This is a genomic window from Nostoc sp. UIC 10890 (assembly GCF_054786515.1).
In genome coordinates, this window is sequence record NZ_JBSGKF010000001.1 from 3506330 (window position 1) to 3522468 (window position 16139).

General features: G+C 39.6%; 15 protein-coding genes. 7 read left to right on the top strand and 8 right to left on the bottom strand.

Features of this window, described 5'->3' with window-relative positions; genetic code table 11:
* The first annotated feature begins 44 nt into the window (after positions 1-44).
* Both hisG and ACWATR_RS14295 read left to right on the top strand, forming a co-directional pair.
* The gene (gene hisG / locus ACWATR_RS14290; RefSeq protein WP_460333343.1) at positions 45-689 is read left to right on the top strand and encodes an ATP phosphoribosyltransferase; all 645 of its coding nucleotides are present in this window, start codon (positions 45-47) and stop codon (positions 687-689) included.
* A gap of 454 nt (positions 690-1143) precedes the next feature.
* Complete coding sequence (locus ACWATR_RS14295) at positions 1144-1575, top strand: hypothetical protein (protein ID WP_460333346.1); 432 nt, start codon at positions 1144-1146, stop codon at positions 1573-1575.
* Positions 1576-1675: 100 nt separating this feature from the next.
* Here the strand turns inward: ACWATR_RS14295 and ACWATR_RS14300 are convergent, their stop codons facing one another.
* Positions 1676-4459 carry a hypothetical protein gene (locus ACWATR_RS14300; RefSeq protein WP_460333349.1) on the bottom strand — a complete coding sequence of 928 codons (2784 nt, stop codon included), beginning with the start codon at positions 4457-4459 and terminating at the stop codon, positions 1676-1678.
* A 563-nt stretch (positions 4460-5022) separates the two neighbouring features.
* On the opposite strand from ACWATR_RS14300, the gene ACWATR_RS14305 reads away from it, so the two are divergent.
* The 3 genes from ACWATR_RS14305 to ACWATR_RS14315 all read left to right on the top strand — a co-directional run bounded on the left by ACWATR_RS14305 (position 5023) and on the right by ACWATR_RS14315 (position 8388).
* On the top strand, positions 5023-6507 hold the full coding sequence (locus ACWATR_RS14305) for a sensor histidine kinase (RefSeq protein WP_460333352.1): 1485 nt from the start codon (positions 5023-5025) through the stop codon (positions 6505-6507).
* Between the two features lie 210 nt (positions 6508-6717).
* Positions 6718-7206, top strand: coding sequence for a DUF2267 domain-containing protein (locus tag ACWATR_RS14310; RefSeq protein ID WP_181932452.1), 489 nt, complete (start codon positions 6718-6720; stop codon positions 7204-7206).
* 471 nt (positions 7207-7677) lie between these two features.
* Entirely contained in the window at positions 7678-8388 is a 711-nt protein-coding gene (locus ACWATR_RS14315; protein ID WP_460333355.1) for a hypothetical protein, read from the top strand.
* A gap of 32 nt (positions 8389-8420) precedes the next feature.
* Here ACWATR_RS14315 and ACWATR_RS14320 read toward each other — a convergent pair whose 3' ends face one another.
* Positions 8421-9503 carry a tetratricopeptide repeat protein gene (locus ACWATR_RS14320; RefSeq protein ID WP_460333358.1) on the bottom strand — a complete coding sequence of 361 codons (1083 nt, stop codon included), beginning with the start codon at positions 9501-9503 and terminating at the stop codon, positions 8421-8423.
* Positions 9504-9600: 97 nt separating this feature from the next.
* Complete coding sequence (locus tag ACWATR_RS14325) at positions 9601-10230, bottom strand: RNA polymerase sigma factor sigma-70 region 4 domain-containing protein (RefSeq protein ID WP_460333361.1); 630 nt, start codon at positions 10228-10230, stop codon at positions 9601-9603.
* Positions 10231-10426: 196 nt separating this feature from the next.
* Between ACWATR_RS14325 and ACWATR_RS14330 the strand changes: the two genes are divergently transcribed.
* A complete protein-coding gene (locus tag ACWATR_RS14330; protein ID WP_334849089.1) occupies positions 10427-11023 on the top strand; it encodes a glyoxalase-like domain protein in 597 nt (198 codons plus the stop codon).
* Between the two features lie 254 nt (positions 11024-11277).
* Here the strand turns inward: ACWATR_RS14330 and ACWATR_RS14335 are convergent, their stop codons facing one another.
* Positions 11278-11559: a hypothetical protein gene (locus tag ACWATR_RS14335; protein ID WP_069071101.1), complete on the bottom strand. Its 282-nt coding sequence runs from the start codon at positions 11557-11559 to the stop codon at positions 11278-11280.
* A gap of 160 nt (positions 11560-11719) precedes the next feature.
* On the opposite strand from ACWATR_RS14335, the gene ACWATR_RS14340 reads away from it, so the two are divergent.
* Positions 11720-11890, top strand: coding sequence for a hypothetical protein (locus tag ACWATR_RS14340; RefSeq protein ID WP_460333366.1), 171 nt, complete (start codon positions 11720-11722; stop codon positions 11888-11890).
* Positions 11891-11917: 27 nt separating this feature from the next.
* On the opposite strand, the gene pstB is transcribed toward ACWATR_RS14340, so the two are convergent.
* From pstB to ACWATR_RS14360, 4 genes are all read right to left on the bottom strand, one after another.
* A complete protein-coding gene (gene pstB / locus ACWATR_RS14345; RefSeq protein ID WP_435026517.1) occupies positions 11918-12721 on the bottom strand; it encodes a phosphate ABC transporter ATP-binding protein PstB in 804 nt (267 codons plus the stop codon).
* Between the two features lie 54 nt (positions 12722-12775).
* On the bottom strand, positions 12776-13708 hold the full coding sequence (pstA, locus tag ACWATR_RS14350) for a phosphate ABC transporter permease PstA (protein WP_460333369.1): 933 nt from the start codon (positions 13706-13708) through the stop codon (positions 12776-12778).
* On the bottom strand, positions 13705-14646 hold the full coding sequence (gene pstC / locus ACWATR_RS14355; RefSeq protein ID WP_435026519.1) for a phosphate ABC transporter permease subunit PstC: 942 nt from the start codon (positions 14644-14646) through the stop codon (positions 13705-13707). Before pstC ends, pstA begins: the two co-directional genes overlap by 4 nt.
* 229 nt (positions 14647-14875) lie before the next feature.
* Complete coding sequence (locus tag ACWATR_RS14360; RefSeq protein ID WP_460333372.1) at positions 14876-15946, bottom strand: PstS family phosphate ABC transporter substrate-binding protein; 1071 nt, start codon at positions 15944-15946, stop codon at positions 14876-14878.
* Positions 15947-16139: the final 193 nt, after the last annotated feature.

The following is a 16139-nucleotide window of genomic DNA, read 5'->3' on the forward strand; positions in this document are numbered from 1 at the left end:
AATATTATTCAACTGTCGAGACGCTAAGGATACCAATAAAAAGAATGCTGACTGTTGCATTGCCAAAAGGGGAACTACTTAAAAATAGCATCCGCCTGCTACAAGCTGTGGGATTAGATTTTAGTGCTTTTTTAGATTCAGGAACTCGCCAACTTCAAATTCCTGACACAAAGGGACTTGCAAAAGCTTTGTTGGTGCGGGCGCAAGATGTGCCGGTGTATGTAGAATATGGTCAAGCACAACTGGGTGTTGTCGGTTACGATGTGTTGCGGGAAAAGCAGCCGCAAGTTGCCCACTTGGTAGATTTACAGTTTGGGCATTGTCGGATGTCGGTGGCGGTAAAAGCATCAAGTTCTTACCGATCGCCTTTAGATTTACCACCGCATGGTAGAGTTGCTTCCAAGTATGTAAATTGCGCTCGTGAATATTTCCACAGTCTGGATTTACCTGTGGAAATAGTGCCGTTGTATGGTTCAGTGGAATTAGGGCCGATTACTGGAATGTCAGAAGCGATCGTGGATTTAGTTTCCACAGGTCGAACTTTGCGCGAAAATGGTCTGATTGAAGTTGCCACTCTCTATGAAAGCACGGCTCGGTTAATTGCTCATCCTTTGAGTTACCGCCTGAACACGGGTAATCTGAGTGATGTAATTGCCAAGCTGCGAGAGGCCGTTTTGGTAAATGTTTAATACCAATTTGTAATTCGTAATATTCCTTAGAGAAATTGGGAATATTGTTGTACTGACTTGCATAGGGGTGCAGCTATGTGCCCCTAAATTGTCTTGCATACGACGCGTAGAAGCTTTCCATATAAAAAGATTAAATTTCTTTAACCCCTCAGAATAGAATCAAAGCATCAGTGATTGCCGCAACTCCTCATCATCCCTTTACATAATTTTAGTCATATCAATATAAACCCTGTAACACTTACCAAAAAATGGATAGAGCACTTACGTAACAATACGAAGCCTAAAAATGTTCATTTTTAACAAAATACTCACAGCAAGGGTTCTATATTTTTATTTGCAAAAAGAAATAAAAAAAGATTACGCCTTTACTTTTCCTAGTCGAGGTTGAATCTGCATTCCCAAGCAAAATCTGGGAACTAGCCTAAGACGCAAAGCATGAAGAGTTAATAAAATCATGAAAAATTTATCTGACAAATTATCTATAATTTTCCGAGGAAGTATCTGTCTATTAGGTTTAGTGAGTGCAGGAAATTTTTTAGCAGCGCCAGCAAATGCACAACAAGCCACTGCTCGTGGTGCTGTTAGTCTAATTAGACCTTCCGGTACTTTTCTTGGCGTCAGTGGCGAGTTAATTTTACCTTCCGGCTCATCCCTTGATAACGGCATAACAATTACACCTACCTATGGAGGGACAGCAGGTGGAAATAATGAAACTATCACTAGTCTCACTATAACTCCAGGATTACTTCAAACTAATACACCCTCTAGCCCAACCTCATTGATTGATCCAATAACAAGTTCGCTGAATAATAGTGTTTCAATTGAAGATATAACAACTATAATTCGAGCTGGCACTGGTGTTAATAGCTCAGGTGCTTTAGATTAGCCTGATTTGGATATTGAGCACTGCTTACTGATGCCGAAAAAATTAGATTTTAAAGCTTGTAGCAGTGCTCAATATACAGTTATTACATATATTAATATTATCAAAATCGATAACCACCTTGAATTTGTAAATCAAATCCATTTTCACCCGTACCAATTTTAGATTCTAAAAAAACATTATTATCGGTAAAGCTATATCTAAAAATAGCTCCATAGTTCAAGCCAGACAATCGGCTATTTAAACCCAAATTCCTTGTAGTATAATTTTTAATATAAGCACCAACAGATAGATTGGTGCTAACTTTTTGTAAACCCTGTAACTCATAGAAAAGACTTTTCCCTAACTCTAGACTTGTGTTAATATTCAAACCCGTGCTAGTACTAAGATCACCACTAAACAGTCCTAGCAACTCACCATTACTATTTTCTTCAACAAAAGCTATAGCAGGTGCTAAAGAAAAGCTTAGATTTCTTTCTTGATGATTAAAGTAATAGCTGAGAACAGTAGAGAAAGGATTATTGCTATTTGATGCACTATTCCAGTCAATTTTTAATGATGGTACGTGAGTATTGATAGCTACAGGTTTTTTATTTGAGTTTAACTGGACATTAGTTTTAATATAGTTAACCAGAAGATTAGCATATATGCCCACAGATGGTTCTGCTAAACCTAAATTATTATTAGAAACTCCAGGTGCAGAGTTAGCATTTATATTAAACCAAGTTCCCAAACTAGCACTATAATTTAAATTACCAGTAGAGCCTGCTGCTAATAATTCGACTGAAGGTAAAGATAGATAACCATTAAAGCTGTTAAAGTTTACACCTATAAGATCAACTCTGGTGAGTTCAAAATAATCGAATGCTAAATCAAATGTCCTGACTGGAATCGGTACTATAGTGTTATCTTCAGAACTAAACTTTTGTACAAATTGTCTCCCTTCGGAGTTAGTTAAAATAACTTCAGCAGCAGTAGATTCGTTAATAGGATTAATATCAGTATTAGTCAGAGGAATTTGATTTCCTATAAAAGTTAGAGGGCCAAATCTTTCATTAGAAAGTCTGAGGGTTGAAAAGAATGTATCACCGGGATCTAAAAGTTCAATATCTCTTTGTAAAAATTGGACTGCTCGCTTGTGATTTCCTGTTCTTATTTGCAAGATACTAGAGTCATTGGGAGTAATTTTACTCTGAAGTGTCAAATTCCCAGATACCTGTTCTAGACTAGTCGCTCCATTAGAATAGGCTAAAGTCCGATTAATTCTATTGTTAATTTGTCTTCTTTGATCTGGTGTAGACTTTGTATTTAAGGGAACAAAACCTTCACCGTTTTTAAAGCTTTGTCGCGCTTCTGCTAAACTTTCATTAATATTATCTATTTTAATAAATTCAAAGATTCCACCCAATGCCAATCCCAAAGTAGAATTAGCTGTTTGTATCCCATCAATACTGAATTCGCTGAAATTAGCTGTAATAGATATTCCTGGGCTAGAAAAGATATTAGAATAAGTAGCACTAATTTTTTCTGGATCATATTGAATAATACTGCGGTTATGAGGGTAGCTAACATATAGTCTGTGCCAATTAGAAGTTTTTTGTGTCTCAGATAACACTTCAAATATGGGATCTCTTTTGCCGAAAGATACCCAAGATAAAGAATTTAAATAAGACACATCTCTCTCAAGTGGTGTCAAGAAAGGATTAACTGCTATATTCAATAAATCAAAATTATCAAATTTGTCTCTTTGGGTAATCTTAATACCTGGTAATGAAGAGACGGGAGCAGTAAAGCCAAAACCTTCGCCTGTCAAAATATTACCCCATAAAATACCAGTTGCTTCTAGAACAGAATCAGGAATAATTTCGCCTAGTTGGAGTCTAACATTCCCCCCATCTAGTAAAGGCTTTAAATTTGTAGTAGGAAAAGCTTGTATAATTCGAGGTGTATTAGTAGCATCTAATAAGTCGAATAAAGCTCCGCCACCGTCATTACTCAAGGTGGAACCACTACCAATAATTGGTGTAATATTTTCTAGAACTGTGACATTAGGATCTTCAGGATTGATTCCACTATTAATTATCACTCTACCAGCAGATATTCCTTCAGGATTAACTAGTTCTCCTGCTATAGAAACTATAGAAAAATCATTAATTTCAGCTTCACCGATTAATTCATCAAAATTAACAGGTAGACTAGTAAGATATTGTAACCCCCAAAATCCTTGAGTTGACGTCATATTTTGGGTACTGTAAGTTTCAGTAGCTCTACCTTGTGCAAGAATACCTACTTGTGTACCTTTAGTCTCAATTACTAATCTATTGTTATCGAGAACCCAGTAAAACTGGTCTTCTTTGGGAAATTTAGCATAGGTAAATTTATCAATAAACTGATTGTCTCCAGAAAATCTAATATTTAAATCTGTATCTATATAATTTTCGTCTTCATTTGGTTTAAATAACTGAGGTTTAAAAGTAAGGTTATCTGTAGGATTAACAATCCACGGATACCTATTAGCACTAATTGTAAGAGCATCAATAATTATTTTCTTCTGATTTGCTTGTTGTTGCTTTTTAGCTTGACGTAGCTTTTCTATTAGTATTTGTTGTGTTGTTGTATAAGGTTTTTGTTCATTTGAAGTTGACGGTTTAATTGTATCCGGTTGAGTTTCTTCTTCTTGCTCAGGTGGCTTGGGAGGCTCTATTTTATATTCTTCGATTGGGATAACGTCAGCTATGGTGAAGCTGCGTAACTTTTTGGCTTTTTGTAATCGATAGTTAGCATCTTTTAAAGTTTTTTTTAACAGCGTTTGGCTTAGTAAATTATCTGTCGTATTCGAGTTTAATGAACTGTTGTCAATAACATTTACATTATTTTCTGCTTTCAAAGTAACACTATTCTGATCGTTATATTCTAATGCGAACGCAGAAAATTGAACCAGTATTACTTTGAACAAAATTGTTGAAGACAAAAAGCAAGTCACAATTAATTTGAGATTTTTTTTAAATCTCATGAGTGAGATTCTTAGAATTCTTCGAGTTGAAATTTTACAGGTTTCCACAATAGAATATGCTCTTTGGTAGATTCAAAAATCAAAATTAATTCAAACAATAAAAGTTGGTTAATACTTATTTCAATTATCAAAATAAATTACTCAAGATAAAAATTAAGTTATGACTTAATTTTCCAAGCTTGGATGTTTTTGTTGTTTTAGTGGAATGTATTCAACAATCGTTCCAGTTACTTCGATATAGATAACCAAAGAAGAACGATTTTTTATCCTGGATGTAAAGAATAAAATAGGATTAAGCAGATTTACTGCAACAAGAGTGTAATTCTTGAGCAAAAATTAAACCTCAGCAAAATCACCACAGCTAAAAAAGTGAGCTAATTTTTAACCGTATAAACACGTAATGTGAAGATATTCAGTCAAAAAAGTGGATGAAAAATATGTTTCAGGCTACTCGCCGCCGTCTTGCAATTTGGTACACTGCGGTCACTGCTGTATTACTACTACTATTTGCCAGTGGCGTTTATTTATACGTCCGCAGTACGCTGATTGAGCGGATTGATGACACCCTTAACCATGTAGTGGAAATAGTGGAGCGTTGTATCACAACCAGCCGTTGTGCGTCTACGCTCATATTTGAGCCAATTAATACTGATGCAGAGAAAGTTCGCATTAACGTAGAAGCTAGTTTTCGTGACAATACCGACGCCGTAGAAGATGATCACATCGACCTAGAATGGTTTAGTCCTACTGGTGAATTACTTTGGTCAACGCTATCCGAACCCCTAAATATTCCCATTCATGCCAACCGGACTGGTGAAACTGTGCGCGTAGTCAAAGAAGAGAAAGAAAAAGGTGAAGATAATAAACTCCCTACTCTCAACTCCCTACTCTCCACTCCCAACTCCCCACTGTTATTGCGGCAAATCACCCAACGGGTAGAAGTGGGACGGCAAGTATTAGGATATCTGCGTGTTAGTCATCCCTGGTTTGAAGTCACTAAACCTAGTCGCCAGTTAATTTTTGATTTGGCGCTAGGTATTGGGTTAATGGTGGTTTCCGTAGGTGCAAGTGGCTGGTTTCTTTCGGGTAAAGCGATGGAACCTGTAGGTGAATCTTACCAACGCCTCAAACAATTTACTGCTGATGCTTCACATGAACTTAGAAGTCCCATTACTTTGATTCAAACTAATGTGCAAGTTGCCCTTGCTGACTTAGATTTAGCAGAGGTAGAAGGGACAACTTCTTTGCAGTATCGGCAACAGTTAAAGGTGGTGGAACGCTTAACGCAGCGTTTGGGTAAGTTAGTCAATGACTTACTCTTCTTAGCACGTCAAGATAGTGGTATTAGCAAAGATACTTTTTCACCTTGTCCGCTGGACGCTTTGCTGATGGAGGTGGTTGAAGAACAACAATTGTTAGTCCCTGAAAAAGAAATTGACCTTTCTCTAGAATTAGTTGATCCTCCCGCCTCGGAAATTAGCCCGGAATTACTGGACAATTGGTTTACCCTTGTAGGCAATTGGGATCAACTGGTGCGGCTGTTCACAAACTTAATTGCTAATGCCTTGCATTACACTCCAGCTGGTGGACAGGTGAAAGTGGAATTGGCGCGGATGGAGGGAATAAATCGCGTTTCTGGACTACGTTATACCACTGCTCAGTTGCAAGTTAAAGTCAAGGATACCGGAGTTGGAATTCCAGCGGAAGCACTACCACGCTTGTTTGACCGCTTTTATCGGGTAGATCCGGCACGGACTCATAGGACTGGGAATACAGCTACAGCCAGCGCTACTGGTTCAGGATTGGGATTAGCGATCGCTCAAGCTATTGTCGAACATCATCAGGGTCATATTCAAGTTGAAAGTACCCAAGGCATTGGCACTACGTTTACTATCACTTTACCAATAACTCTTGAGTCTTAATTTGATCATAAATTTCTGTTTCCTGTGATAGATGTAGAAAAGTAACGAAATTTACTACTGTACATAACAACAGTTGCAATATTTAGCCATTTATTTAATTGCTACAGTTTGATATTTCTACTCCTCTTTCTTTGCTGGGATAGTTATACATACTGCTATTTTATTTTGGCAAATATGCATCTATGAATAATACTTTGGGGGTTTATTTAAATGGCAACTTCTTCCAGCGATATAAAAGAAAAAGATATACCATTTTTGGAAAAAGTCAAGGCTCAAAGTGGTTTGCCAGACATTTACGATGCTAGAGACATCACCGAAGTAGTATTTCGGGTGATGCGTGACCTGATGACTACAGAAGCAGCTGATCGAGTTGAAGGTGAACTGCAAAAACCAGCTGAAATAACCGATGACAAATCGCTGCAAATGGATATTGCAGACTTATGGCACGATACAAATCCAATTGTCGGATTTTTAAGTCGAGTGCGTCCACCTTGGCAAGGCCCCGGCATCTTTAAAATTAATAGCGATCGCTTCTTATTTCGGGTAGCAAATGAAGGTGGAATGCCACCAAACGTAGAACGCGAACAAGTAGTTAAAGCTGTGTTTTCTGCTACTAAAGACGAATTATCACCAGAACGAATTCAGGAAATCGCTAGCTGGCTACCTGATAAAGTTCGTCAGCTTTGGGAAGAAGCTTAAATAATTCGTAATTCGTAATTCGTAATTCAGTTTTGTGGCGGGGATTTAGACCCACGGTAGTCGGTTAAATCTCTTAAACTATTCTACCCACCAAGATTCTTGGATAATGAGTTATGAATTATTTTAAATTTATAACTCATTAATTTTTTGGTTATAGCGGTTCTCGTTTGTATGCAATACATTTTGACCTTCTCTCCAACGCTATAAGGGAAGGATCTGGGGGTTAGGTCTGTATTCTATGCAATTGATAACCGCTATATTTTTGAGATTTATCACTAATGATTTAGCTTTTCAACTCTTGGGAATAAAATATTTATGTCTAATTTTAGATTATTTTCTCGTCTCTGGTTAGATACAAGAAATAAAGTTAGCTGGTAGTATTGTATGTGTGCATCGAGAGTTTGAACCATATTGAATGTAATGTATTAAATTTTTAAATAAAGAAAATTTAACTTTTTCCAGGAGTCAATAATGAATATGCAATTTCAAAAGTTTCGCAAGTCGGCTGAGTTATTTGGCGCTATTTGTGGAGGATTACTGATTAGTTTGCCAGCAATTCCTCAAGCAATAGCACAAGAATCTACTCCCAAAGTTAACCCTTGTCCTAGAATTTTCTACGAAGAACCACACAACACTCGCGTTGTAGTGCCACAAGGTTGTCCTCCCAACGCTCTAACACAAAGACTCGCTGCTCAAGGGCTTCTTCCCGTCCCTGCTACCCCATCACAAGATCAAACAAGATTGGGTGTTGGTGGTGAAGTTACAGAAACAGGTGTTATACCATCACAACCAGTTCCTGGACAACAACCCTCACCAGGCGCGGTTCCCAATGACCAACCAGCAGCACAACAACCACGGCAAGCCCCTAGCGCGACGATCGCACTAGCAAATGGTACAGTTAATATCAGGCTGGTAAATGATACTGCTGCTAATGTAACTTTCCAAGTGATTGGCGATACTGCACCGCGATCGCTACAACGTAAGTCAGATGTAATATTGCAAGGTTTAAGCGCACCAGTAACAGTGACATTTGAACGGGAAGATGGCGGACAGTTGATAGTTACTCCCCAAGCTTCCTCAGAGCCAGGAAGCCTAGAAGTGACATTTAACGAAGCGACAAATGCAGCACAAGGAAGAAGTGCTATGAGAATTGAAGCCAACGGTTCAGTGTACTTGAATTAATCAAGGAGTGAGGAGTTAGAAGTTACTAACTCCTACTTGCGTTGAAGCATTTTAGTTAGCTGATCTAGCAATTGCACTTCTTGTTTGCTATCTTCCAATGTCCGCGCCAGTATAATCGCCCTTTCGTAGAAATTGCGGGCAGTTATGAAGTTACCTTGTTGCTTGTATAACTGAGCGTAAGATTCAAAAGATTTTAATTCTTCTCGCAAATTTCGCAATTCTTTAGCTAGTGCTAAACGTTGCTCTAGTAAGTCAAAGGCGCGTTCATAGCGTCCGACGGCAGTGTGAGCCGTAACTAAACCATCAATTGCTCGTAATTCATTGGTGCGATCGCGGTTAGTTTTAGCTATCCGCATTGCTGCCCCATAAGTGGCAATGGTATCCTGATAATTTCCAGATGCTAGGTAGGCATCTCCTAAATTATTCAAGGTATTTGCTTCACCGATCGCATTCCCAGTCTGACGGCGGAAAATTAAAGCATTTTCGTACAGTTTAATCGCCTTGTTGTAATCTCCCAACCTAGCAGTTACCAAACCCAAATTGCTCAAAGATAGTCCTTCACCTTCAATATTTTTGACATTGTGAGCAATTGCGAGTGCGTCTTCCACAGTTTTACCAGCAGCAGCAAATTCTCCTTGTTGCAGCAGAAATGTACTGATATTATTTAGCACAAAAATCTGACTTTGGAAGTCTTTAGTATCACGAGCGATCGCTAATCCTCGTCTTAAAGCATCTTCTGCTTCTTTTAAACTACCTAGCTGGACATAAGCCTTAGCAAGCAAATTGTAAGTCAGACCTTGTGCTTTCAGGTCGCCAATTGAATGATATAGTTCTAGTGCCCGCAAGGAAGACGCAATTGTTTTATCCGCATATCCTGAAGCATATTGTTGCTCACCGATACGCAGCAAACTATCTGCTTCATCTCTTGATTGTCGTCCAACGGAACTATTTAAAGGGCGGTGGAGTTGTTGCGTAATATCAACCGCACCCGCCGCCATCGGACTCAATAAAAAAGTAAACAGTAAAAAGCTCTGTAAAAGTACCTGGGGACGAGAAATCGCACCTACACAAATTAAGCCTACCTTTTGCCTGGGAAATACAAGCCGTTGTTTCATAAAAATTACCCGTAAAGTTGCGGGTTTAAGTAGAAGGTCTAAGAAGAAGTTTTAAGTTTTAAATTGAAGACAAGCAATATACGTATTTACACTTGAGTTACGATTCCTCTAAATCTTCCCCAAAGTATATGGCGCGGATATCTGTGGGTAATTTGTCCTCTAGCATACGATAGCCTTCCTGGAGAAAATTGGCTACTTCATTGGGAGCGATTGCTTCTCCTTCGGCTTGGAGATAGGCAGCAATTCTAGTTTCGCTCCAGTGGAAAGTTTGAGACATTAACACGATTAATCGCAAAACTGGTGGTAGTTGGTCTAACGCCTGTTGTACATAGCACCATAGTGGCGGCGAAGTCGCTTGGAGAGAGTAATGAATTGCTTCTGTGGGTGGGAGTTTAATCTCGTTAATACAGAAAGCTGTCATATTAATTAACCAATTTTGCATGGTTAAGGTTTCCTCGCCCGATTCAGAGTCGGTTAAATTTAGTCCACCTAGTTCATAGTAGATATGACGCCAAGTGAGGGCAAACAGATAATCTGCCTGCACAGGCGATCGCGCCGAATGCCGAATTAAGGTATAAACTATAGGGCTATAGCGGCAAAAAATCACCGTAAAATACTTTCCGGCATCTGGATAACGCTGAAACAGAGTCAGTAATTCATGGTCACTGTGATGGAACAGCGATTTCACCAGTGGGTGATTAGCTTCCGTAAAATGAGGAATTTGCATAAGCCTTGCGATTGATAGTTGTTAAAATAATTTTGGGAATTGCACTCCCGTAGTTAATCGCATAATATCTTGGTGTTGCTCAGTTTGTAGATGAGACTCAGACTACTAGAGTATTGATAAACTAGAAACAAGGACTTAATTTTAGTCTTAATCGACAATCATAAAATCAACTCCCTTATAGAATCCTTATTTGTTCATGGTTATAGCAGTTAGTGTGGTATCGTTCCTGCTCAGTCCCCTTACATTAGGCTCCTTTCTGCCTTCTCTGCCCTTAGATAGCTTATTCTCCACCCAAGGCATTATGGTAATGCTGCTAGCAGCTTATGCTGGTGCTATGTGGATGTTTCTCACCAGTGCCCCAAAAGTACACACTGTAATGGTGTCAGATTTGGAGATTGCCCGACAGTTGTATGAGGGGCTGCTAGATTTGCCAGCAGCTGAGGTGCCATTGCACTACTACTACAATTACGAACAAACTATCGGCGCAACTGGCATTGATCCACTATATATGTCTACTGGGCCGAGCTTGTCTAGCAAAATGATGAATAATGCCAATGATGGGCTGTGGTATCAATTGAAGAAAAACACCCAGCTACACGTCATTACTGGTGCGAGTTTAGGTAGCAAAAATCAGCAACGCCATGTTTGTTTTGACCATGACTGCCTGGAAATGATTTTAATGCGAGTTGAAATGCGCGGTTTGAAATTAAAGATTCGCAACCATAAGCCCCTGAATTTTTTGGTCAAGGACTATGAAGGGCGGGTTATTGAGGTAGCTGAGGTAGCTAATTAGTCCCTAATTATTAGATTATTTTAGGTTGGGTGGAGCGTAGCTTGCTGCCGTAGGCATCGTTCCACCCTTCACTGGAAGCATCAAAAAACTTGTGTCAGAATGAGCACTTCCTTAGATAATTGGTCACAAACTAGTAGTCTGGGAGAAGTTGTGACTGCTCCAGGAATAATTTTTGGCGATAATGATGGCTACACCTACGCTCAACTATTCACTTAACACAAATTACGAATTACGAATTACGAATTACGAATTAGTTAACTGTGCTGTAAAAACTCAACTTTGGGCAATAACGGATCAGTCACAACACCAACACCGCTAAAACCCCAACGTTTGAGCAAGTTTCCCAACTGTGTACGCGCAATAGATTCCACAGCAAAGCGATTTGCTACTTCTGCTGCATGGGTATTGAGATAGCTAAGGGCATCAAAGTTTTCCTGAAACAGCAATAAGTAACCTGATTTTTCGGCATCAGGACGAGCAATGAGATAATTACCGTCAGTTTTTGAACGCACCAAGTAATAAACTTCGGAAAGCATGGAGATTCGAATTTTCAGTCAAGGCTATCACAATTGTAGAAAATGCTTTGGATTACTTTATCACTTAATTGTTGGGATTTATAATTATGACCTTAACAAAGCTAGTTAACCTGAAGTTTTTTAGGCTTACAACTGTAACACATTTTTTGCAAGAGACTCCATGAACACGGTTCACAACGAAGGAATGAAAATATTTCTTTTCCAGTCCCCAGTCCCCAATCCCTATTTTCAAGGCAGGTTTAATGAAGCGATCGCTAACCTTAGCAAACAAATGAAAAAACTAGAGGAATATCGCACAGCTTTAATTTCCGAGTATCCCTCATTGCTCTAACACCAAGAATGTAAAATATTTATCAAATTACCCAAATTTACCACTTACGTAATCTCGCGTATCTTCCTGCTGAGGATTATTGAAAATATTCTCTGTATAGTTGTATTCGACAAGATATCCCATTTTGCTGCCCGTTTCTGTTGCCTGAGCATTGAAAAAGGCTGTCATATCCGACACCCGCGCGGCTTGTTGCATATTATGGGTGACGATAATAATGGTATATTGCGACTTCAGTTCTTGGAGTAATTCTTCAACCCGCAAAGTTGAAATTGGATCAAGAGCGGAGCAAGGTTCATCCATTAACAAAACTTCTGGCTGAATTGCCAGAGCGCGAGCAATGCACAAGCGCTGCTGTTGACCACCGGATATAGATAGACCACTCTGCTTTAGTTTATGCTTAACTTCATCCCATAACGCAGCTTGCCGCAAACTCCGTTCTACCAATTCATCCATATCACCTTTATAACCATTAATCCTGGCTCCAAAGGCGATATTTTCATAAATTGACTTGGGAAAGGGGTTAGGCTTCTGAAAAACCATACCAACCCGACGGCGTAATTCTACCGTGTCAATTCTTTTGTCATAAATATCGGTTTCACCGAAGGTGATTCTTCCCTGAATATGTGCGCCAGGAATCAAGTCATTTAAACGGTTAAAACATCTTAATACAGTGCTTTTACCACATCCAGAAGGGCCAATAAAAGCTGTAATTTTGTTTTTGCCGATGTTTAGGTTAACATCACGAACTGCTTTGAAATTACCATAGAAAACAGATAATTGCTCGGCTTGTAAAATACTCTCGGAAGTAGCGGTTCTTGAACTTGATACCATACAAAAATTTCAGATAAATCCTGAAAATCTACATTTATAATGAGGTTGATTTGTTTAGCGTGACTGCTGAAATTTATTGCGTAAAAATATTGCTGTTGAATTCATCAACAGCAGCACTAGCATCAAAACAATAATGCCAGCAGCAGCATTTTGGTGAAACTCTACTTGAGGACGAGAAACCCAATCAAAAATTTGAATTGGCAGTGCTGTAAAAGAACTTTGCAAACCTTGGAAAGAAAGCTGGGGTAAGAAAGTAATGAAGCCAACAGCCCCAATTACAATCAACGGAGCTGTCTCACCAATCGCTCGTGAGAGTGCGAGAATTGTACCGGTCAGGATTCCTGGTAAAGCAATAGGAAAAATTTGTTCTCGGATGATTTGCCACCTATTAGCACCAAGGGCAAAACCTGCTTGCCGTAAACTATCGGGAACAGCACGCAGCGCTTCACGAGTAGTAATGATGATAATTGGTAGAATCAACAAACTCAAGGTTAAAGCACCAGCTAACACCGTGCGTCCCCTGGTGATTGGTTCCATCACCCGCACAAAAACTTGCAAGCCCAACAACCCGTAAATAATTGATGGGACTGCGGCTAAATTTGCAATATTGATTTCAATTAACCGAGTAAACCAGTTGTCCGTGGCATACTCTTCTAAGAAAATTCCTGCGCCTACTCCTAAGGGAAAGGAAATTAAGGCAGTTATTACCAACAGCCAAATACTGCCAACTAAGGGAGCTAATACTCCAGAAGAGGAGGCACGGCGAGAGGAAAAACTAGTAATAAAAGACCAATTCAAGCGGCCAACACCGTCAGTTAAAACATCTATGAGCAAAATAGCTAACACCGCTAATGCGAAGAAAGTCGCACCCCAGGTAGCGATCGCAAAAATTTTGTCAAGGTTGTAGCGCTTATTTATTGAGAGATCAAAATTCTTATTTTCCCCAGAGTCAGACAAATTTGTAAACGGAGTATTGCTCTTTGTCATTCGTATTTCTCCCGGAAGCGACGAACAAACCAGTAACTAAAAATATTCAGGGCTAAGGTGATGAGAAACAAAGTCATACCCACCGCAAAAATAGTTTTATAGGCCAGTGAGCCTGCTGGTGTGTCTCCTTTGCTTACTTGGACAATGTATGCTGTCATTGTCTGAATTGGTACTAGCGGATTTAAACCCAACTGAGGATTTTGACCAGCCGCGATGGTAACAATCATTGTTTCACCAATAGCGCGGGAAATAGCCAAGATGAAAGAAGCTACTATCCCCGATAAAGCCGCTGGTAGCACTACTGAAATAATTGTTTCCCGCTTAGTTGATCCCAATGCATAGGCACCTTCGCGCAAACTACGCGGAACGGAATAAAGAGCGTCTTCACTCAAAGAAGCTACCAAAGGAATAATCGAAATTCCCAGTACTATACCTGCACTCAAAGCATTGAATCCCTGCATCCCTGGGATAAATGATTGGAGGAAGGGCGTAACTGTGAATAGTGCAAAGTAACCAAACACAACAGTGGGTACCCCTGCCAATATTTCTAGGGCAGGCTTTAGCCATTTGCGAAGTTTCGCTGGAGCATATTCACTTAAGCAGATAGCAGCTAACAATCCTAGTGGTAATGCTACTGCGATCGCAATTACAGATATAAGCAATGTGGCGCTAATTAGCACCATGATTCCAAACTGCTTATTAGTAAACAGCGGCGTCCATTGTGTGTCTGTTAAAAACTGCCAAATCGAAACTTCTTGAAAAAATTCAACAGTCTCAAAAATCAGCGTTAAGACAATGCCAATTGTGGTTACAACCGAAACAAAAGCAAACAAAGCGAACAGCGCTCTGACGCCAGTTTCCACCCGTTTACTCAAAGCCCGATTAGGCTGCCATAAGTTGGAATTACTTGGTTGATTAGATAACGGGTTGGAAGTCATTTGCGGACAACCTCATAAATTAAAACTCCTTTTGTATTTATGGACACACTACTATTCTATGAGAACTGCCCTCAAGCTGGAAATAAAGCTTACTCTCAAGACTGTAAGACTTAAATAAAGTCAGTATAAAGAGGCTTTTTTGACAAGCTACTACTTCCAGCTACTAGGGCTGAGTGCAAATTGTGCAGATAAACTCACATTCTCAAAAAAGTAATTAGTAAGATAACTCTTACTTTTCTTGCTTAAGAAGGTCTTTCAGAGTAACGCCCACTTGAGAACCTTTACCCTCAAAAACCGAACCTACTTTCCCACTATTGAAGCGTCCCTGAACTTCAGTGAGTAGATCGCTAGGTAAAGGCACATAACCCACTTCTGTAACTAGCTTTTGGTTGGCTGGAGCATAATTGAAATCAACAAAAGCCTTGACTTCAGGACGCGTTGCCGCAGTTTTCTTAACGTAGATAAACTCTGGACGAGAAAGCGGCTGGTAAGTACCATCGCCGATTGTTTGTGGACTCGGCTGAACACAGCCCTTGCCAGCATCAATGCCAACCAGCTTTAACTTCTCTTTGTTGTTCTCATAATAGGCATATCCAAAGAAGGCTATACCACCTTGATCAGCGGTTACACCCTGTACCAGGGTGTTGTCATCTTCACTAGCAGTGAAATCTCCTCGGCTTTCCCCTTCCTTACCCACAACTGCTTGAGTGAAATAGTCGTAAGTACCAGAGTCAGTACCAGGGCCGTATAAACCTATTTTCTGTGCAGGGAATTTAGGATTAATTTGGTTCCATTGGGTAACTTTGCCTTGTGCTCCAGGTTCCCACATTTTCTTTAGTTCATCAACTTTGAGGCAACTTGCAAAGTTGTTTTGGGGGTTAACCACCACAGACAGACCATCGTAAGCAATCGGCAATTCAATGTACTCAATATTACCTTTCTTACAGAGTTCCACTTCTTCCGGCTTAATGGGACGGGAAGCATTAGAAATATCAGTTTCACCCGCACAGAATTTCTTGAAGCCGCCACCCGTACCAGAGGAAGCCACAGTGACTTGCACTCCAGGATTAGCCTTTTGAAACTCTTCTGCCATCGCCTCAGAAATAGGATAGACGGTACTAGAACCATCAATCTGGACTTTTCCAGATAAATTCGATCCAGCTGCTGTATTGGTGGCTGGGGTAGCACCGCCATCAGCTGGACTAGAGTTGTTAGAAGCTTGATTGTTATCGCCGCAAGAGCCAATACCAATTGCTAGAGCAACTAGGGGAGCAACCAACCGCACCTTTGAAGAGAACATAAGGATCTTTATAGAATGATGCTATGGATTAACAGTATGAACATTAGCACTCAAGAGTAAGAGGAAGGTTAAGAAACGGTTAAGCAAATGCTAATACATACTTATAATTTCTCAAATTTAAAGTTACTAAAAGCACACATTAAAAAGCATAATATTTGATGGATTGATGCAAATTATACCATTAACTATTACT